Genomic DNA, 19,038 nt, shown 5'->3' on the forward strand with positions numbered 1-19,038 from the left:
CAACCCTACTCAGGGGTAACTTGGCCCACAAGATGGGGACGCTTGCCGTACAGCTCGAATTCCCGAGAAGGCGAGGCGTGCAACGACACCGTGGACGGCAGCAGGATCGGCTGTTTGAAGGCCACGTCCACGGTGTACGCGCCCGGCAGCCGCCCCTCGAAGAACGCCAGACAGCGGGCCAGACTCCACATCCCGTGCGCGATCGGCCGCTGGAATCCGAACAGCCGCGCCCCGATCCGGGACGTGTGAATCGGATTCCGGTCCCCGCTCACCGCGGCATAGGAGCCCCCGACGGCGGCGGGCACGCGCCACACGGCCGAAGCGGCGGGGAAGGAATGCTCGGAGGACCGGGAAGAGCCGGAGAACGACGTCTTGGACAGGTACGTCGACACGGCCGACCACACCGCGGAGCCACCGGCGGAAGCGGAGACGACCACGTCCACCTGCTGCCCGCGTGGATGTGGCCGCAGGTCGGCCGCCCGAACGGAGAAATCAAGAATGTCATCGGCCGAGACGGGCCGGGACACCGTGATCCGGTTGGCGATGTGCACCAGCCCGATGGCGGAGAAGGGAAAGTCCGGCGCCGTCATCAACCGCATCGCGAGCGGAAACGCCAGCACGTGCGGATAGGTCGCCGGAACGGTGTCGGACAGCCGGAATCCGCACACCCGGTCGTAGCGGGCGAGGTGATCGCGGTCGATGGGCACGCCCCGCCGGACGAGTTCCAGGTCGGGCAACGAGGTGCGCCGCCCGCGCGGAAGCAACCCCAGGGCCGCCCGCAGGGTGTTGCCGGCCGGGTCGGATGTCAGCTCCTCGACGGCCATGGCGTCACGCCCCCAGCAGGCTCTGCCCGCAGACCCGCACCACGTTGCCGGTGACGGTCCCGGAGCCGGGCGAGGCGAACCACGCGATCGTCTCGGCCACGTCGACCGGCAAGCCGCCCTGGGACATGCTGTTCATCCGGCGGCCGGCCTCGCGCAGCGTCAGCGGCATCTTCGCGGTCATCGCCGTCTCGATGAAGCCGGGCGCCACCGCGTTGATCGTGATGCCCTTCTCCAGCAGCACCGGGGCCGTCGACTGGACCAGCCCGATCACGCCCGCCTTGCTGGTCGCGTAGTTCGTCTGCCCGCGGTTGCCGGCGATCCCGGCGATCGAGGACACTCCGACGATCTTTGCTCCGGTACGGAGGAGGCCGCGTTCCAGAAGCACCTCGTTGATCCGCTCGGGCGCGACCAGGTTGACCGACAGGACGCTCCCCCAGCCACCGGCGTCCATCTTGGCGATCGTGCGGTCGCGGGTGATGCCCGCGTTGTGGACGATGATGTCCAGCGGGCCGCTCAGGTAGGACGCCAGCCGCTCCCCCGCCCCGGCCGCGGTGAGATCCAACTGCAGAGCCCGTCCGCGTACGTCGTTGGCCACCCCGGCCAGAGCGTCGCCGGCCGCCGGCACGTCCAGGGCGATCACCTCGGCGCCGTCGCGCGCGAGGACCCGGGCGATCGCCGCCCCGATGCCCCGCGCCGCGCCCGTGACCAGCGCCGTCTTGCCGGCCAGGGGCCGTTCCCAGTCGGCCGGGGCCGGCGGCGTTCCGGCGCCGATCGTGATGACCTGGCCGGAGACGTACGCCGAACGGCCGCTCAGCAGGAAGCGGATCGTCGACTCGACGGCGGTCTCGCCGCCCGGCGACACGTACACGAGCTGGCTGGTGATGCCCCGGCCGAACTCCTTGCCGATGCTGCGGGTCAGCCCCTCGAGGGCGCGCTGGGCCGTCGCCTCGCGCGCGGAGCCGGTCTCGGCGGGCGGGGTGCCGAGCACGATCACCCGGCCCGAGCGGGCCAGCGAACGCGCGTTCGGATGGAAGAAGTCGTACAGCTCGCTCAGGGCCGCCGTGCTGGTGATGCCGGTGGCGTCGAACACCAGCGCACCGAGCGGACCGGCCGCGGCGTCGAGCACCTCGGTCCCCGTACCGGAAAGGACCTTGCGAATCTCCTCGCCGAGCCGCCCGCCCGGAGCACCGCCGAGCAGCACCGGTCCCGCCGCGATCGGGTCGCCCGCCCGGTATCGGCGCAGCCGCGGCGGATCGGGCAGCCCGAGGCGCTTGACGAGGGTCCGGCCCGGACCGGAGTTCGCGAAACTCGCGTACCTGTCACCCATGGGCCGCAGCCTACTCGGCGCCCACGTTGGTAGCCTACTGATCGGTAGCTAGGCGACATCCAAGGAGGCAACCGTGCCACGCAAGGTCGCGGTGCTGGGCGGCAACCGGATCCCGTTCGCCCGGTCGAACGGCAAGTACGCCCGGGCGTCGAACCAGGACATGCTCACCGCCGCCCTCGACGGCCTGGTGGCCCGGTACGGGCTGGCCGGGCAACGGCTGGGCGAGGTGGTCGCGGGCGCGGTGCTCAAGCACTCCCGCGACTTCAACCTGACCCGCGAGGTGGTGCTGGGTTCGCGCCTCGATCCCACCACCCCGGCGTACGACGTGCAGCAGGCCTGCGGCACTGGGCTCGAGACGGCGATCCTGGTCGGCAACAAGATCGCGCTGGGCCAGATCGACGCGGGTGTGGCCGGCGGTGTCGACACCACCTCGGACGCGCCGCTGCAGCTCAACGACGACCTGCGCCGTACGCTGCTCGAGCTGAACCGGGCCCGCTCGCTCGGCGACCGGCTGAAGGTGCTGGCCAAGCTCAACCCCCTGCTGGCCTTCAAGCCGGACGTGCCCCGCAACGCCGAGCCCCGCACCGGCCTGTCCATGGGCGAGCACGCCGCCATCACCGCCGTCCGCTGGCACGTCGACCGCCAGGCCCAGGACGAGCTGGCCCTCGCCTCCCACCAGCGGCTGGCCGCGGCGTACGACAAGGGGTTCTTCGACGACCTGGTCACGCCCTATCTGGGGCTGACCCGCGACCAGAACCTGCGCGCCGACACCAGCCTGGACAAGCTGGCCAGGCTCAAGCCGGTCTTCGGCGGCGAGAACGGCACGATGACCGCCGGCAACTCCTCCCCGCTGACCGACGGCGCCTCCACGGTCCTGCTCGGCTCCGAGGAGTGGGCGGCCGAGCACCACCTGCCGGTCCAGGCGTACCTGGTCGACTCCGAGACCGCCGCCGTCGATTACGTGCACGGCGACGAGGGCCTGCTGATGGCCCCGGCCTACGCGGTGCCCCGCCTGCTGGCCCGCAACGGCCTGACCTTGCAGGACTTCGACTACTACGAGATCCACGAGGCCTTCGCCTCGCAGGTCCTGGCCACCCTGGCCGCGTGGGAGTCGCCCGAGTTCGCCGAACAGCGCCTGGGCCTGGACGCCCCGCTCGGCGCGATCGACCGGGCCAAGCTCAACGTCAACGGCTCCTCGCTGGCCGCCGGCCACCCCTTCGCGGCCACCGGCGGCCGCATCGTGGCGACCCTGGCCAAGCTGCTGGCCCAGAAGGGCTCGGGCCGGGGCCTGATCTCCATCTGCGCCGCCGGCGGCCAGGGCGTCGTCGCGATCCTGGAGCGCTGACCGCGCCGCCTAGCTCGCCAGCTGGCGCGGGCGGGCCGTCTCGGGGAACGGGAGCATCAGCTCGAACTCCGAGGCGGGCAGCGGGCGGCCGAACAGGTAGCCCTGACAGGACGGGCAGTCGGCGGCCTGGAGGGCCTTCCAGTCCTCCGGGTCCTCGACGCCCTCGGCCACGACCGTCATGTTCAGCGAGCGGGCCAGCCACAGCACGGCCGAGATGATCGACGACTTGCGCGAGTCGGCGGCCAGGCCGGCCACGAACGAGCGGTCGAGCTTGACCACGTCCGCCGGGACCGATTGGAGCCAGGTCAGCGAGCTGTAGCCGGTGCCGAAGTCGTCCAGCGCCACCCGCACGCCGAGCCGCTTGATCGACTCCAGCTTCTCGCGGACGTCGACCGCGGAACCGAGCAGGGCCGTCTCGGTGATCTCGAGGACCACGCGGGACGGGTCCAGGCCCGGGTTCTCGGCCAGCACCGCGGCCACCATCGGCACGAAGTCGGGCTCGGCGAGCTGGCGCGGGCTGACGTTCACCGAGATGTACGGCAGCTGGTTCGTCCACGCCATCAGGTGCCGTACGGCCAGGCGCAGCACGTGCTCGCCGAGCGCCACGATCAGGCCGGTCTCCTCGGCGGCCGGGATGAAGTGTCCCGGGCCGAGCAGGTTGCCCTCAGGCGTGAACATGCGGACCAGCGCCTCGGCGCCGACGATGCGGCCGGTGGCCGTGTTGACGATCGGCTGGAACCAGACCGGCAGCGCCGCCTCGCGGTCGCCGGCCAGGGCGGCCCGCAACCGGGCCTCGGCCGCGATCCGCTCCTTGACCGCCACCCGCAGCTCGTCGCTGAAGACCTGCAGACGGTTGCCGCCGGCGCGCTTGGCCGCGTACATCGCGGTGTCCGCGGCCAGCACGGTGTCCTCGGCCTGCTCGGGTGAGCGGCCGAGGGCCATGCCGACGCTGATCGCGATCTGCATGTGCCCGCTGCTGAGCGGGAGCGGCTCGGTGAACGCGGCCAGGATCTCGCGGCCCACCTGGCGCCCGGCGTCGACCGAACCGGCCAGCGCCACCACGAACTCGTCGCCGCCGAGGCGGGCCACCAGCGAACCGGCGGGCACGGTGGCGGCCAGGCGGGCGGCCAGCGCGCGCAGCAGCTCGTCGCCGGCCACGTGGCCGAGGCCGTCGTTTATCGACTTGAAGCGGTCGACGTCGAGGTAGAGCACGCAGACCGGCTCGCCGCCCGGGGCCAGCAGCTCGGCCAGGTCGCTCTCGAAGCCGGGCCGGGAGAGCAGGCCGGTGAGCGCGTCGTGGCGTACCTGGTGCCGCAGCTCCTCCTCGTGCATGCGGCTGTCGGTGACGTCGAGGCAGTGCACGAAGACCATCTCGAGGTTGCCGTGGGCGTCGCGCACGCCGGTGCTGTGCACCTCGACCCAGATGATCGAGCCGTCGTCGTCCCGCCGGTACTGGCGGGTCAGCACGGCGTCGTCGGGCGCGGCGACCAGCTCGGCCAGGGCACTGCCCTTGACGTCGAGCGGCGAGATCGGCAGGTCGGCGACGCGGAAGCCGGCCGGCAGCTCATCGGGCAGGCGCAGCCAGGACCGGTAGGCGGTGTTGGTGCGCAGCAGCACACCCTCGGGCGAGATCATCGCCATCGGGACCGGCGTCTCGTCGAAGGCGGCGCTCAGCTGGGCCTGGCTCTTGTCGAGGCTGGCCTTGGCCCGCGCCTCCTCGGTCTCGGTCAGGCGCCACGCCACCACCTGGAAGGCGGCCGCGAACAGCACGGCCACGCCGTGCAGCACGGCCCAGAACAGCGGGTGCTCCTGGGCCGAGTGGTGACCGTACGTCGCCTCGGCGTCGAAGACGCCGAACAGCGCGTGGTGGGCCGTGGTGGCCACCAGGACCATGCCGAACGGCGCCCAGTCGCGGTACAGGGCCAGCGCCGCGACGGAGATGAAGAACGTGAAGTGGGCCTCGGTCTGCCCGTGGCACATCACGACGAAGTCCGCGCAGGCGACGGTGAAGCCGAGCGACACGAACGACGAGGACAGGCGCCGGCCGTCGAAGAACCGGCCGGCCACCACGCATGCCAGAGTCAGGAACAGCAGGGCGAGGGTGAGCGGGTCGCCCAGCTCGTCGCGCCACGCGCCGAAGACGGTGAGGCCGCCCACGCACCCGGCGAGGATCAGCGTCAGCAGCCGGTGGCGGCGCATCCAGTCCTCGTCGCGCAGTCCCCCGCCGGCCGGTAGCCAGGTCCTGATGTTGAGCATGCTTCGACGATCGGCCTCGCATGGTGCGGGTCTCAGCCCGCGACGGTTGCGGGACGGGAGCAATCGTGACCGGCCCCACATTCCGATACGGATACGTCTCGTTTCGCTTAGGCTCCACGAATACGGAACAGTCTCGTATCGAAACGTGGGGGAAACACCAGATGGATCAGACCGTGACGGCACCGGCCGGGCATCCCCGCCGCTGGGCCATCCTCGGCGTCCTGGTCATCAGCCTGCTGGTGGTCGTGCTGGACAACACCGTTCTCAACGTCGCCCTGCGGACGATCGCCGACCCGGTGCACGGGCTCGGCGCGACGCAGAGCGAGCTGGAATGGTCGATCAACTCGTACACGCTGGTCTTCGCCGGCCTGCTGTTCACCGCCGGCATCCTGGCCGACCGGCTGGGCCGCCGGATCACCCTGGTCACCGGCCTCGCGATCTTCGCGATCGCCTCGCTGGTGTCCAGCTACGCCGACTCGGCGAACCAGCTCATCGCCGCCCGCGCCCTGATGGGCCTGGGCGCCGCGGCCGTCATGCCGGCCACCCTGTCGATCATCGCGAACGTCTTCGAGCCGCGTGAGCGCGGCCGCGCCATCGGCGTCTGGGCGGGCGCGGTCGGCCTCGGCGTGGCGATCGGCCCGATCGTCGGCGGCCTGCTGCTCGAACACTTCTGGTGGGGCTCGGTCTTCCTGATCAACGTGCCGATCGCCGCCGCCGGCGTCGTCCTCGTGCTGGTCCTGGTGCCCGAGTCGCGCGACCCGAAGCCCAACCGCATCGACATCGTCGGCGTCATCCTGTCGGTCATCGGCCTCACCCTCCTCACCTACGGCGTGATCGAGGGCGGCGACGCCGGCTTCGGCGACCCCAAGTCGTGGGGCACCCTGGTGGCGGCGGCCGTCGTGCTGGCCGGCTTCATCCTCTGGGAGCTGCGCGTCGAGTTCCCGTCGCTGGACGTCCGGCTGTTCGCCAACCGGCAGTTCTCGGCCTCGACCGGCGTCATCGGCCTGATCTTCTTCGCGGCCATGGGCGCGATGTTCTTCGGCGCGTTCTACCTGCAGCTCGTGCGCGGCTACGGCCCGCTCGCGTCCGGCGCGCTGTTCGTCCCGTTCGCGGTCGCCCAGATGGTCTTCGCCCCGCGCAGCGCCGCCATGGTCAAGCGGTTCGGCCCCAAGGTGGTCAGCACCGTGGGCCTGATCCTGGTCGCGATCGGCCTGGCCGCCTGGCTGTTCGTCGGTGAGACCACGCCGATCTGGATCGTCGGCGCCGCGTTCTTCATCATGGGCGTCGGCATGGCCAACGTGATGCCGCCCGCCACCGAGTCGATCATGGCGGCGCTCCCCCGGGAGAAGGCCGGCGTGGGCTCGGCCGTCAGCAACACGATCCGCCAGCTCGGCGGCGCGCTCGGCGTGGCCGCACTCGGCGCCGTGCTCTCCTCGGTCTACCGCGACCAGCTCGGCTCGGCCACCGACGGCCTGCCGGCGGCCGCGGCCGACGCCGCCCGGGAGTCGATCTCCGGGGCGTACGGGGTGGCGGCCCAGGCCGGCCCGGCCGCGCCGGAGTTGCTGTCGCACGCCAACGAGGCGTTCGTCACGGCCATGCACTGGGCCTCGGCCGGTTCGATGGTGTTCGCCGTGCTCGGCGCCCTGGTCGCGCTCATCTGGATCCCCGGCAAGCGCCCGGCCGGCGCGCCCGCCCCGACCAGCGCCGAGGGGCTGGCCGAGGAGCAGGGCGTCGAACTGGTCGAAGCCTGACACGTCGGTAACAATGATGGACATGACCACGGCCGAGGCCACATCCGAGACCGCCCAGGAGCGTAAGGCTCCTGGGCGGCCCCGCAACGCCCAAGCGGACGAGGCCATCCTCGACGCCGTCCTCGACCTGCTCGCCGAGGGTTCCAGCGCCGCCGCCGTCTCGATCGAGGCGGTGGCGGCCCGGGCCGGCGTGGGCAAGGCGACGATCTACCGTCGCTGGGCCAACAAGGACGCGCTGATCATGGACGCCATCCGCGGCATGAAAGGCCCGTTGCCGACCCCGGCCGGCGCGTCGGTGCGCGACGACCTGATCATGCTGATCAAGGCCAACCGCAGCGGCCGGGCCAAGCGCTACAGCAAGGTCACCGCCTGCCTGCTGCCCGAGTTCCTGCGCGACGACAACCTGTTCGACATGTGGCAGGCGGTCATGGAGCCCCGGCGCGACGTGACCCGTGGGGTGCTGCGCCGCGGTGTCGACAGCGGCGAGCTGCGGGCCGACCTCGACCTCGAGCTGGCCGTGCTGATGCTGACCGCGCCGTCGATGATGCACGGCATGCTCCGCTGGGCACCCAAGGTGCCCGAGGAGGGCTTCGCCGAGTCCCTGGTCGACGAATTTCTCCGCGGAGCCGCCGCGTCTCAGCCCCCTGCCGAAGGGCCGTCTTAGGGCGCGGCCGGTCCGTGCCGCTCCCCAGCCACGATGGGAACGACCCCCCGTTACCGATCCGGCCGCGCCTGTTCACTCTGCGGCAGAATCCGCCCGCGCGGGCGGAATCCGAACGAATCCGAATGTCCGCCGGCCGACAACCGGGCTGGCGCCGAGCGACTACCGTCGGTGGTTCGCTCACCCCCCGGAGCCGCGCCTTGCCTGCCGACCGGTTCGCCACGCTGCCCGACCCGGGGCAGGCCACGACGCTGGACGAGTTCGCCGCCGCGTTGCGGCTGCTCAAGGCCTGGGCGGGCAATCCGTCGTACGAGACGATCACCGGCCGGGTCAACGCCGGCCGGCCCGCCGCGCGGACGGTCGGCAAGACCACGGTGGTCGACTGCTTCCGCCCGGGCCGGCGCCGCCTCGACGACGAACTGGTCGTGGCCGTGGTCGAGGCCCTGCACGGCGACGCCGGGTATGTGACCCAGTGGCGGCACGCGCTGCGCGTGATCAGCGGTGAGTCCCGGGCCGCGGCCCAGGTCCGGGTGCAGGACACGCTCCCCGACGACCTGCCCGGCTTCACCGGGCGCGCGGCCGAGGCCGACCGGCTGGCCGCCGCCGTCCGGGACGGCTCAGCGGTGATGATCTCGGGCATGGCCGGGGTCGGCAAGACCCGCCTGGCCGTGCACGCCGCCCACCGGCTGGGCGCCTTCGACCACGTGCTCTTCGTCAACCTGCGCGGCTTCCACCCGGACCAGGCGCAGCCACCGGCCGACCCGTCGGCGGTGCTCGACGCCTTCCTGCGCCTGCTCGGCGTGCCCGGCCAGCAGCTGCCGCACGATCTCGGTGCGCGCGCCGCCGCGTACCGGAAAAAGGTCTGGGGAACCCGGACCCTGGTGGTCCTGGACGACGCGGCCTCCGAGGAGCAGGTGCGGCCGCTGCTGCCCGAGGCCGAGGGCTGTGTCGCGCTGGTGACGAGCCGCCGCAGCTTCCCCGGCCTGGCCACCGTCGACGTCGGCGTGTTCACCCCCGGCGAGGCGCTGGCCTTCCTGGCCCGCGACGTCCCCGGCGTGCCGGCCGGCACCGACCCGCGGGCGGCCGACCGCATCGCCGCCCGCTGCGGCCACCTGCCGCTCGCCCTGGCCCTGGTCGCCGGCCACATGCGGGCCAAGCCCGGCTGGACGCTGACCGACCACGCCGACTGGCTCGACGAACGCCACCGTGCCGGCCGCCTCGACTCGGGCGTGCAGTTCGCGCTCGACGTCTCGTACCGCAACCTGCCGGCGGACACCCGCGACCTGCTCCGCCTGGTCGCGCAGCACCCGGGCCAGGATTTCGACGTCTCGGCGGCGGCCGCGCTGGCCGGCTGTTCCGTCCCCGACGCCGCCGCCCGCCTGGGCGAGCTCGCCGCGCACCACCTGGTCCAGCAGTCCACCGGCGGCCGTTTCACACTGCACGATCTGATTCGGTCGTACGCCGTGGGCCGCGCCGCCGACGAGGACCGCCGGGCGGACCGCCGCGCCGCCCTGACCCGCCTGTTCGACCTGTACCTGGCCGCGGCGGCCGCCACCATGAACCGTCTCGACCCGGTCGAGGCCCACCGCCGACCGGCGATCGACGCCCCCGCGACCCCGCTGCCGGAGGTCACCGACCCGCTGCGCTGGCTGGCGGCCGAACGCGCCAACCTCATCGCGGTCACCGCCTACACGGCCACGGAGGGCTGGCCGTCGCACACGACCCGGCTGGCGGCGGTGCTGTTCCGCTACCTGATGGGCGGCTACCACGCCGAGGCCCTGGTCGTGCACGGCCACGCCCGCGACGCGGCCCGCACGTCCGGCGACGCCCACGGCCACGCCCGCGCCCTGGCCCACCTGGCCGTGGCCGAGGTGCAGCTGGGCCGGCACGAGGAAGCCGCCGCCCACCTGGAACAGTCGCTGCAGCTGTTCCGCCACGCCGGCGACGGCGTGGACCAGGCCCGCACCCTGAACAACCTGGGCGTCGCCGAGACCCGCCTGGGCCGCTACGAACGCGCGGCGGGCCGCCACCGCGAGGCCCTGTCCCTGTACGAGCAGGCCGGCGATCGCACAGGCCAGGCCCGGGCCTTGGTGAACGTGGCCAACCTGGAGTCCCGCACGGGCGACCCCGCAGTGGCCGCGGGCCAGTATTCAGCGGCCCTGGCCCTGTACAAGGCGACCGGCGACGAGCTGGGCGCCTGCGGCGCCCTGTCCAACCTGGGCGAGGTGGAGACCCTCCTCAACCGCCACGACGACGCGGTGGCCCACGTGGGCGAGGCCTTGTCGATCGCCCGCCGCCTGGGCAACCGCAGCCTGGAGGCCTGGGCCCTGGACAGCCTGGGCACAGCCCACAGATCCCGGGGCGACGTGGAGAAGGCCACCGCAAGCCACCGGGCGGCCCTGCAGATCTTCACCGAGACGTCCGACGTGGACGGCCAGGCCTGGGCCCGCAACGGCCTGGGCGAGGACGCCCACCAGGCAGGCGACCACCCCGAGGCCATAGCGGCCCACACCAGGGCCCACGAGGCCGCGGTAACCGCCGCCGACCGCCAGCAGCAGGCCCGTGCCCTGACCGGCTTGGCCGACTGCCTATGGGCAACAGACAACCGCGACGAGGCCCGCAAGCACTACTACGAGGCCCGAGCTTTGTGGATCGTGCTCCGCTCCCCCGAGGCCAACCGCATCACAGCCCGCCTAGACACCGAAACCAACCTTTCCGGCCGCCAAACTCATTGAGCCCGAACCGCTGGGCCCCACCCCCTACGGCTCAGCCCTCTCGCGCAGGGCCACGCCGCCGCCACCCTTACCTCTGCCCCGCGCCAACCGCGCCGCTGCCCGCCAGCTCACCTACCGGCTCACTCTCCGCGCCAAGCCCGCACGCTCAGTTCCCCTCAACGGCCGCGACCTCCTGCTCAAACGCGACCCACCTGGCGCGGCCACGATCTAGGCGCGCAGCAGGGCCTTGTCACGGCCGACTCCACCCGGCTTGCGGCGAGAAGCACGTCGACTTTGAAGTTCTCTTACCTCCACCACCAGACCGTGACGCTGCCGAGAATCGGCTCCGCAATTCCGAGTCTCTTCACTCTCCGTGACAATCGATCACCCACGAGGGAGCATCTGCAGAATTCGCCGCTCCCAAACCGAAGCGAATGACCTCAGGGCTGCCACAAATGCCGCCAGCGCACGCCTTGTTGGAATGAGTGCATCCGTTGCAACATCGGCCGGTTCTGAATTCCGCGACCGCCTCTTATGGACCGGAACCCTCGGCAGGACCGGGGCTCAACACCGCTCGGCGAATCGGGCCCACGCTGCGGCCTTCGCTGAGCGGCGGCCTCGGCCCCAACCATGGCCTCAGGACGCACTGCCCCATCAGCGTGGATGGCGGGCTCGGGCCGTACTGAAGCGTCGGATCCAACCGTGAACTCGGGCCGCATTGCCGCCTCGGCTTCAACCGCCGGCTCGGACCGCGCCGCCGCCTCAGCCTCAGCCATCGGCCCGGACTGGGCTGCTGCCTCAGCCTTAACCATCGACCCGGACCGAGCCGCCACCTCAATCATCGACCCGGACCGAGCCGCTACCTCAGCCTCAACCATCGACCCGGACCGAGCCGCTACCTCAGCCTCAACCGTCGGTTCCGGCTGAGATGCCGCCGCGGCCTGGGCCACCATCGCGGTTCGTGTCCTCGCCTCAACCGCATTCTGCGCACGACCAGCGAAGGCGGGCTGCGATGTCTCCTGTGGGTGATCAGCGGCTCCCGCCGGGGCAATGGGCCGCCGCTCGCAGGTGAGCTCGTCGTCCCAGAGAAGCGGCGGCATCCGCTCGACCGGATCGTGCAGGCCCAGCTCGCCGCACAGTCGTGAACAGCCATGTAATTGACATAGCTTCAACGCATGACGGCGTTTCAGACCCCACCGTCGCCGCGCGTCGTGATCGCGCCGGAATTCCAGCATGTCAGGCGAATGACTCGGCACGCCGGACCAATCACGCATCGCCGCTATCTCAGACCTAGAAAAGAACTCCAGCTGCGCCATAAACCATTATCCCGCACCGCGGAGATCCAATACAAAGAAAGGATCATGCCAATTAGAAGCCGGGGAGGAGAGCTTTAGGTCGACGGGCTGAGGCTCACATGCCACCGGCCAGAGTACGTCTCGCTTCGCAGCGTCGTCACGGAGCGTAGGCGAATCATCGGCTGGCCGTAGATGTGAGGGAAGCCGTATCGGAAGGCAGAGCCTCCAGTCAGGAGAGGCAGACGCGCGGGTTGGTGTGCGAGGGCCAGCGAGCGGTCGGTCCAACGAAAGCGCGGGCCAACGAACGGTCAGGCGGGCCAACGAACAGGCAGGCGGGCACGCGAACGGGCAGATCGGCGGGCTAACGGACAGACCGGCGAGCGGACGAGAGATAGGGGTAAGAGGGCGAGAGGCAATGGCGAGAGGCAACGGCGAGAGGCAACGGCGAGAGGCAACGGCGAGGCAACGGCGAGAGGCAAGGGCGAGAGGGCGAGACAGCGAGACGGCGGGAAGAGCGGGCCAGCGGCGCGTGGATCTATCGGGCCGGGCGCGGAGCGGGTGACGTTATCGCGGTGGCGAAGAGGACTATCCACAAGGGAACGAAGGTCATCAGCCATGTCCAGAACAGGCGGAGGCTCACCAAGGCGGTGATCTCTGTGGCGCGCTTGTCGGTCAAGGGCTCCGACAAGGGGGCTACCGCGGCGTCTATTACTGGGGCGAGCATGATGCAGAAGAGGAGTGCGCCGACGGCGGCTACCGGGGTTGCCTCGCGTAGGGCGTCTCGCCAGGCCAACGCGCGGGGCAGTCGGTAGAAGCAGGCGAGCAGAATGGACAGGACTATGCCGGAAGTGGCGTCGAAAGGCTCGTAGCGGCCCTCGGCCGAGCTGATGGCGATGATGCCGGCGACGGCTACGCCGGTTAGCGCGGCCAGATCGGTTGCTCGGCTCATGGGCACCAAGGTACCGGGGCGGCCAAGGCGGGCAAGGTATCGACGCTGCCGGGGCGGCCGGAGTCACTGAGATGTTGCCGGGCCGGGCAAGGTATCGACGCTACCGGCTCCACCGGGGCCACTGAGGCATTGACGTGGCCGGGGGTCCGAAGGGCGCTGACATATCGACGTGTTGGGTTGGGTGGGGTCGGTAAGGTATCGACGTGGATCTAGGTTGGCGGGGGCTGCGGATCTGGGTTGTCGCGGGCACTTCGGGGGACGTGGACTGGCGCGGCGCTGTGGCGGCGCTTGCGGCGGCGTCTGAGGTTCCCGTGGGGCTGGTCAGCTTGGGTAGCGCTGTCGGGGAAGGCGATCCGGCGCGGGGGCATGTGGCCGGTGTCGTTGAGCTGACTGACGTTTCGCGGCTTGGTTTGGAGCAGGCGCGCGAGTTGGTGGCGGCCGTGCGGCGGGCCTATGGGCTGGTTCTCGTTGTGGCGCCGGAAGGGTTGCTCGTTCCGCTCGGGGCTGATGGGTGGACGCTGGCCGACCTCGCCGAGGCGGTTCGGGCGCCGGCCGTCGTGGTCACCGGGGCGGGCGCCGACGCGGTCAACCACACGACGCTCATGCTGGGGGCGCTGGCGGGGCACGGGATCTCGGCGGCCGTGGTGACCTCAGGCGACGTCGACGACGACGCTTTGCCGGTACGGCCGGCCGGGCGCCTCGGTGCCGACGTGTGGCTCGACGACATGCTGGTGGCGCGCGACGTCGTCGTGGCGGAGCCGGCCGTGCTGGACAGGAAGCCGGGGGTCAGCGGGCGGCGGATCGCGATGGCCCTCGCCGCGGTCTTCCTGGTCATGATTCTGCTGGTGTGCGGGGTCGCCTGGTTCGGGCGGAGATGACCAGAGCCACCTCCGTGCCGATGCTCGTGGGAGCAGGGAGCAGGGAGCAGGGAGCAGGGAGCGGCCCACGGCCCCGGTCACCCCGGCGTGGCCGGACAAGGGCAGCACCGCGCGGGTCGACCGGGCCTGGCAGCGCATCGAGGGCTGGCTGGCCGCGCACGCCCCGGTCAGCGCGTGAGCCGTGGGCCGCCCGGCGACCGCCGATCGGATCGACGCGGCCCAACGGCGGATGTCGGTGGCCTTCCCGGCCGACCTGGTCGCCTCCCTGCGGCGGCACGACGGGCTGTCAGCGGCGTCGGGGTGCGACCTGCCGCCTTTCTACGCGCCGTCCGCGCTCGACGATATCCTGCTCGACTGGCAGGTGAACTGCCGCGTCGCCGGCGGGTGGGACCGGGCGTTCGTGCCGTTCGCGAAGGCCGTCGACGGCGGCTGCCGGCCGTACGAGGTCTCCGCTGGGAGATCATCCGACATTCGCAGCAAAGTCCCAGCTACCGGTAGCTTCGCGAGCCCGACACCAGGCTGACGCCGGCCGCGGCCAGGATCACCTGGACCACCAGCTCGATCCAGTCGACGCCCGGTGTCTCCGCCACGCCCATGGCGGCGGCGATGAACGTGCCGAGAACGGCGGCCACGATGCCGATCAATATGGTGAGCCAGAGGGGAATGTTCTGCCGTCCCGGCACCACCAGCCGCCCGAGGGCGCCGATGATGAGACCCACGATGACGGCGCTGATCAGACCCGAGAAGTGCACGGCGCTTTTTCCTCCACTAAAAGGCGTGCGCCCAATGTGCCGCGCCGGCCTGAGAGAAACTTGTGCGCCGCCGGAAAGACGCCGTGGCGTCAGCTCACGAGCAGCCCGAGGGGCGTGCCCGCTTTCTGGAGCCGGGAGACCGCGTACGGCAAGGGAATCGGTGGTGAAGCCGGACCCGCCTCGCCCGCCGAGGCCAGCACCCGGCTCGCGTGACCGGGCGCCAGCGGCAGCATCGGGTAACGGCTGACCGTCAGCTGGTCGAGCCGGCCCCGCTCACGGCCGAAGGCGGTCAGCGACCGCCAGTGCGCGAGGGTGGCCACCTGGTCGCTGTCGTGGCCCGGAGCGTCCGGCAGGGCCGTCACCTCGTCGAAGGCTCGGCTGCCGGCCAGCCACCATTCGGCCGCCTCGACCGCGGGCCGGGCCGCCGACTCGCACCAGTACGGCACCAGGCCGTTCGCCCGCGCCTGCCACGGATCGAACAGCCCGCCGCAGTCGACCGCGCAGCGTTCGGCCGGCGCGGTGCGGGAGAGGTTCCGGATCAGGTCGGCCACGCAGGCGCTCAACGTCTCGGGCTGGGCGTAGAGGACGCGGTGCGAGGGCCGGCCGGTCTCGACCGCGAGACGGTTGAGGTCCATGCCGAAGGCGGGCTCGCCGGAGCGTTCGGCGTAGCGCGGTGGCGCCTCCGACGGCGCCGGCCACCGGTCCACGCCCAGATCGTCGAGGACCACCCGGAACGCCGGGTTGCCGATCGCGTAGTCCTCCGGTTTCCAGCCGCCGACCGGGCTGCCGAGCTGGAAGCTGTGCCGGGACGTCAGCGACCGCACCGGCCAGGTGCGCAGGTCGCGCAGCAGCAGCGAGGCGCCGTCGTCGGCGACGCGTTCGCGCAGGAAGGTCTCGTATGCCTCCGGCATGCTGTGCCAGCGCACGTACAGCCGCACCGTCGATCCGCAGGGCGGTCCCCCGCGCAGCGGGTCGTGCACCTGCCGCACGCTGACGCCGGGGTTGCGGGCGAGGATCCGTTCGGCCAGCGCGGCGCCCCACTCGAGCGCGCCCGGCCAGTTCCCGGCGTCGCCGCCGGGCCAGGTCAGGGTGGTGGTGAAGCTGGTAGGGAGCCAGGCCGCGCCGAGCGTCACCGCGAGGTGGGCGGCGGCGCCGTGCGGCGATCCGAGCAGGACGGCCGGATACGTGGCGTTCCGATAGTGTCCGGTCACCCAGGCGGCGACGGCCTCGGCGTCGATCGCGGCCGCCGCGTTGTGCGGCACCGCCTCGTCGTGGGCTTCGCGGGCCAGTTCGGCCCGGCGCTGGTCGGGCGGGAGCTGGCCGAGGCGCCCCAGCACCGGAATCCGGCCGGCCGACGCCCCGTACTCCCGGGCCACCGCACCCAGCAACGAGCGTCCCAGACTGTCCTCGCATACGACCCGATCAACCGGCAGGCCGGACAGCGCCCCAAACGGGATCACCCACATCAGCTCCCTCATTCGCCGCAGCGGCCTACCCCGTTCAACGGCGGCGAAACGTGGGACTTTTCAGCGCGGCGCGGGTGTCTCCCGGTCGGTACCGGCGCGAAAGCGGACGGCCTTGTGCGTACCGTCGCAGAACGGTTTGACGGCCGATCGCCCGCAGCGGCACAGGGCGATGGTGCCGCGGCCGGGGTCGATCGGCTCGCCGTCGGGGGTCAGCAGTTCGAAGTCGCCCCGCACGATCAGCGGGCCGTCCTGGTAGGGCACGATCTTTGTCGACATGGCGGGCAGGTGCCCGCTGAGCAGCGGATCAAACTGATCGTTTATGCGATCCGGTACGGGGAAGCCTTGCGGCCATGAAGCTCCCCACGGCTCGCGGCTCCGTCTCGGCCGCACTGATCGACGTGCTGGGCGGCCGGGGTGGTTCCCTGCCCGCCGCGCCGGTCTTCGACGACGACGAGGACCTGCACCTGAGCCTGTTCATCTGCTACGAGCTGGCCTACCGGGGCTGGGACGGCGTCGACGACCTGTGGGAGTGGGACCCGGACATGCTGCGGGTACGGGCGGCCGCCGAACGTGCCTTCGAGGCGACGCTGGTGGAACTGGTGGGCCCGCCCCCGCGGGTCGACCCGGCCACGGTTCCGGCCCAGCTGGTGAAGATCGTCGAGGAGGATGACGGGCCGTCGCTCTCCGGTTACCTGCGCGGCCGGGCCACCCTGGAGCAGTTCCGCGAGTTCGTCGCGCACCGCTCGGTCTATCAGCTGCGGGAGGCCGATCCGCACACGTTCGTCATCCCCCGGCTGGGCGGGAAGGCCAAGGCGGCGCTGATCGAGATCCAGGCCGACGAGTACGGCGGTGGTGAGCTGCCGAAGATGCATCAGGAGCTGTTCAAGCAGACGATGGGCTGGCTCGGCCTGGACACGACCTACGGGACGTACGTGGACTCGGCCGGGGCGGCGACGCTGGCCGTGAACAACGTGATGTCGCTGTTCGGCCTGCGCCGCCGGTGGCGCGGCGCGATGGTGGGGCATCTGGCGGCGTACGAGATGACCTCGACCCTGCCCAACCGGGCGTACGGCAACGGGTTGCGCCGTCTCGGCGGGGACGCGGCGTCGACCGCGTACTACGACGAGCACGTGGAGGCGGACGCGGTGCACGAGCAGATCGCCGCGTACGACCTGTGCGGCTCCTTCGCCGCCGCCGAGCCCGAGCTCGCGGGGGACGTCCTGTTCGGAGCGCGCTGCGCGCTGAAGATCGACGAGCTGTGGGCCCGCGGCGTCCTGTCGGCCTGGGACGCCGGCGAGTCATCCCTTCGTCACTGCGTGGTGTAGAACGGTAAGAACTGGGAAGGCCCCTCGGATGCAGTCCAGCGTCACTTTTGTCGGAAACGCCACCACCATCCTGCGGTTGGGCAGTTTCACCCTGCTCACCGACCCCGCGTTCGGCGCGGCCGGGAGCCGCGTCTACCTGGGCTACGGCGCCTGGTCGAAGAGACTGCGCGACCCGGCCCTGGACGTCCTCGACATGCGCGAGGTCGACGCCATGCTCCTGTCGCACCTGCACGGCGACCACTTCGACCGGGCCGCGCGGCAGCGGATCGAGCCGACCCTGCCCATCATCACCACGCCGCAGGCCCAGCGCCGCCTGCGCCGCCGCCGCTACCTCGCGGTCAGCGGCCTGCCGACCTGGGAGTGCCACGAGTGGACCCGCGACCGGCAGCGCCTGCGGGTCACAGCGGTGCCCGGCCGGCACGGACCGGGTGTCGCCGACCACCTGCTCCCGGACGTGATGGGCTCGGTGGTCGAGCTCGAGGTGGACGGGCGGTGCGCCCTGCGCCTCTACATCACCGGCGACACGCTGTACGACACCGCGCTGGCCGCGATCCCGCGCCGGATGGGCGAGATCGACGCCATGCTGATCCACCTCGGCGGCACGAAGCTGGCCGGCATGCTGCTGACCATGGACGGCGAGCAGGGTGTCGAGCTGACCCACCTGATCCGTCCCGGCCTGACCCTGCCGATCCACTACGACGACTACAAGGTGATGAAGTCCCCGCTGAGCGACTTCATGACCAGAGCCGAGGACCAGGGTCTTTCCGGTGTACGCCCGATCGAGCGCGGCGCCACGATGACCCTTCCGCTGCGCCGCGAGGTGATCGGCGAAGTCGCCTGATCGTCCGCTTCGTCAAAGCGCGGCGATCGTTCGCGGTGCTCGCTCGGCGCGGCTGAGCGCGCGCAGGACCGCGGTGGGGCCGTGCCGTACGGCCGCCAACCGGCACAGGACGCCGATGGTGGAGTCGAGGGCGGCCGCGGGCACGGCGGGTGGATCGACGTCGACGCTGACGGCCAGGTCGTCGCCGTGCACGGTGAGCTCGAGCAGCCGGGTGGTGAGATAGTCGGCCAGCGTCAGCGACCACGGGCCGAACGGCAGCTGGACGGCGCGACCGGGCTCTTCGGACGGCAGCCGGCGGCGCAGTCTTTCCAGGGCCTCACCGGCGGCGGCGGTCACGGCGGCGTGGCCCATGGCGGCGGCGTCCTCGGAGACCCGGCGGATGTAGGTGTTCACCTCGCTGTCGAGGTCGCCGTCGGTCCAGGTGGAGCGGGCGAAGTGCTCGGCCAGCGTGACCCGCTCGCCGGTGACCGGGGCGTCGAGCACGGGCGGCACCTGAACGAGTTGGCCGGCCAGGTGGGCGGCGAGCGGGCCGACGCGCAGGCGGGCCAGCGCGCTCGGGGCGTCCCAGCGCTCGGCCACCGCCGGGTGGCCCAGGAAGTCATGGGTGGCTGTGGCCGTCTCCAGATAGATCTCTATCACTGTCACCAGTTCAGT

At 71.6% G+C, this 19,038-nt stretch carries 15 protein-coding genes and 1 pseudogene; 8 read left to right on the forward strand and 8 right to left on the reverse strand.

Annotated elements, in window-relative coordinates; genetic code table 11:
* Window positions 1-5: 5 nt before the first annotated feature.
* A complete protein-coding gene (locus ACGFJ7_RS13345; RefSeq protein WP_392642305.1) occupies window positions 6-824 on the reverse strand; it encodes a MaoC family dehydratase in 819 nt (272 codons plus the stop codon).
* A gap of 4 nt (window positions 825-828) precedes the next feature.
* Entirely contained in the window at window positions 829-2,151 is a 1,323-nt protein-coding gene (locus ACGFJ7_RS13350) for a 3-oxoacyl-ACP reductase (RefSeq protein ID WP_392642306.1), read from the reverse strand.
* 70 nt (window positions 2,152-2,221) lie between these two features.
* Between ACGFJ7_RS13350 and ACGFJ7_RS13355 the strand changes: the two are divergent.
* Window positions 2,222-3,496, forward strand: a pseudogene (locus ACGFJ7_RS13355) (acetyl-CoA C-acetyltransferase); the annotation flags it as partial.
* Between the two features lie 9 nt (window positions 3,497-3,505).
* Here the strand turns inward: ACGFJ7_RS13355 and ACGFJ7_RS13360 are convergent.
* On the reverse strand, window positions 3,506-5,752 hold the full coding sequence (locus ACGFJ7_RS13360; RefSeq protein WP_392642307.1) for a putative bifunctional diguanylate cyclase/phosphodiesterase: 2,247 nt from the start codon (window positions 5,750-5,752) through the stop codon (window positions 3,506-3,508).
* 161 nt (window positions 5,753-5,913) lie between these two features.
* On the opposite strand from ACGFJ7_RS13360, the gene ACGFJ7_RS13365 reads away from it, so the two are divergent.
* From ACGFJ7_RS13365 to ACGFJ7_RS13375, 3 genes are all read left to right on the forward strand, one after another.
* Entirely contained in the window at window positions 5,914-7,503 is a 1,590-nt protein-coding gene (locus ACGFJ7_RS13365) for an MFS transporter (protein ID WP_392642308.1), read from the forward strand.
* 13 nt (window positions 7,504-7,516) lie between these two features.
* Complete coding sequence (locus tag ACGFJ7_RS13370; protein WP_392642309.1) at window positions 7,517-8,167, forward strand: TetR/AcrR family transcriptional regulator; 651 nt, start codon at window positions 7,517-7,519, stop codon at window positions 8,165-8,167.
* A gap of 197 nt (window positions 8,168-8,364) precedes the next feature.
* Window positions 8,365-10,899, forward strand: a complete 2,535-nt coding sequence (locus ACGFJ7_RS13375; RefSeq protein WP_392642310.1) for an ATP-binding protein — start codon at window positions 8,365-8,367, stop codon at window positions 10,897-10,899.
* A gap of 1,809 nt (window positions 10,900-12,708) precedes the next feature.
* Here ACGFJ7_RS13375 and ACGFJ7_RS13380 read toward each other — a convergent pair.
* A complete protein-coding gene (locus ACGFJ7_RS13380; protein WP_360258003.1) occupies window positions 12,709-13,122 on the reverse strand; it encodes a hypothetical protein in 414 nt (137 codons plus the stop codon).
* 440 nt (window positions 13,123-13,562) lie between these two features.
* On the opposite strand from ACGFJ7_RS13380, the gene ACGFJ7_RS13385 reads away from it, so the two are divergent.
* Together ACGFJ7_RS13385 and ACGFJ7_RS13390 are read left to right on the forward strand one after the other, a co-directional pair.
* Window positions 13,563-14,000, forward strand: coding sequence for a hypothetical protein (locus tag ACGFJ7_RS13385; RefSeq protein ID WP_360258005.1), 438 nt, complete (start codon window positions 13,563-13,565; stop codon window positions 13,998-14,000).
* Between the two features lie 181 nt (window positions 14,001-14,181).
* Window positions 14,182-14,523 carry an SMI1/KNR4 family protein gene (locus tag ACGFJ7_RS13390; protein WP_392642311.1) on the forward strand — a complete coding sequence of 114 codons (342 nt, stop codon included), beginning with the start codon at window positions 14,182-14,184 and terminating at the stop codon, window positions 14,521-14,523.
* On the opposite strand, the gene ACGFJ7_RS13395 is transcribed toward ACGFJ7_RS13390, so the two are convergent.
* From ACGFJ7_RS13395 to ACGFJ7_RS13405, 3 genes are all read right to left on the reverse strand, one after another.
* Window positions 14,489-14,752 (reverse strand): GlsB/YeaQ/YmgE family stress response membrane protein, encoded by a 264-nt coding sequence (locus tag ACGFJ7_RS13395; RefSeq protein ID WP_360258011.1) that lies wholly within the window; start codon window positions 14,750-14,752, stop codon window positions 14,489-14,491. The two genes, ACGFJ7_RS13390 and ACGFJ7_RS13395, sit on opposite strands and share 35 nt — an antisense overlap.
* Before the next feature lie 89 nt (window positions 14,753-14,841).
* Entirely contained in the window at window positions 14,842-16,212 is a 1,371-nt protein-coding gene (locus ACGFJ7_RS13400) for a hypothetical protein (RefSeq protein WP_360258013.1), read from the reverse strand.
* A gap of 66 nt (window positions 16,213-16,278) precedes the next feature.
* A complete protein-coding gene (locus tag ACGFJ7_RS13405) occupies window positions 16,279-16,494 on the reverse strand; it encodes a CDGSH iron-sulfur domain-containing protein (RefSeq protein WP_360258015.1) in 216 nt (71 codons plus the stop codon).
* Window positions 16,495-16,568: 74 nt separating this feature from the next.
* On the opposite strand from ACGFJ7_RS13405, the gene ACGFJ7_RS13410 reads away from it, so the two are divergent.
* On the forward strand, window positions 16,569-17,543 hold the full coding sequence (locus ACGFJ7_RS13410; protein WP_360258017.1) for an iron-containing redox enzyme family protein: 975 nt from the start codon (window positions 16,569-16,571) through the stop codon (window positions 17,541-17,543).
* Between the two features lie 28 nt (window positions 17,544-17,571).
* Complete coding sequence (locus ACGFJ7_RS13415; RefSeq protein WP_360258020.1) at window positions 17,572-18,384, forward strand: MBL fold metallo-hydrolase; 813 nt, start codon at window positions 17,572-17,574, stop codon at window positions 18,382-18,384.
* Between the two features lie 12 nt (window positions 18,385-18,396).
* Here ACGFJ7_RS13415 and ACGFJ7_RS13420 read toward each other — a convergent pair whose 3' ends face one another.
* On the reverse strand, window positions 18,397-19,029 hold the full coding sequence (locus tag ACGFJ7_RS13420) for a maleylpyruvate isomerase N-terminal domain-containing protein (RefSeq protein WP_392642312.1): 633 nt from the start codon (window positions 19,027-19,029) through the stop codon (window positions 18,397-18,399).
* Window positions 19,030-19,038 lie beyond the last annotated feature (9 nt).

The organism is Actinoplanes sp. NPDC048988 (assembly GCF_043197815.1).
GTDB lineage: Bacteria > Actinomycetota > Actinomycetes > Mycobacteriales > Micromonosporaceae > Actinoplanes.

Excerpts from the sequence above, each read along its gene's own strand:
- ACGFJ7_RS13345 (WP_392642305.1), bottom strand. The coding sequence starts at position 824 with ATGGCCGTCGAGGAGCTGACATCCGACCCGGCCGGCAACACCCTGCGG.
- ACGFJ7_RS13350 (WP_392642306.1), bottom strand. The coding sequence starts at position 2,151 with ATGGGTGACAGGTACGCGAGTTTCGCGAACTCCGGTCCGGGCCGGACC.
- ACGFJ7_RS13360 (WP_392642307.1), bottom strand. The coding sequence starts at position 5,752 with ATGCTCAACATCAGGACCTGGCTACCGGCCGGCGGGGGACTGCGCGAC.
- ACGFJ7_RS13365 (WP_392642308.1), top strand. The coding sequence starts at position 5,914 with ATGGATCAGACCGTGACGGCACCGGCCGGGCATCCCCGCCGCTGGGCC.
- ACGFJ7_RS13370 (WP_392642309.1), top strand. The coding sequence starts at position 7,517 with ATGATGGACATGACCACGGCCGAGGCCACATCCGAGACCGCCCAGGAG.
- ACGFJ7_RS13380 (WP_360258003.1), bottom strand. The coding sequence starts at position 13,122 with ATGAGCCGAGCAACCGATCTGGCCGCGCTAACCGGCGTAGCCGTCGCC.
- ACGFJ7_RS13405 (WP_360258015.1), bottom strand. The coding sequence starts at position 16,494 with ATGTCGACAAAGATCGTGCCCTACCAGGACGGCCCGCTGATCGTGCGG.
- ACGFJ7_RS13410 (WP_360258017.1), top strand. The coding sequence starts at position 16,569 with ATGAAGCTCCCCACGGCTCGCGGCTCCGTCTCGGCCGCACTGATCGAC.
- ACGFJ7_RS13415 (WP_360258020.1), top strand. The coding sequence starts at position 17,572 with ATGCAGTCCAGCGTCACTTTTGTCGGAAACGCCACCACCATCCTGCGG.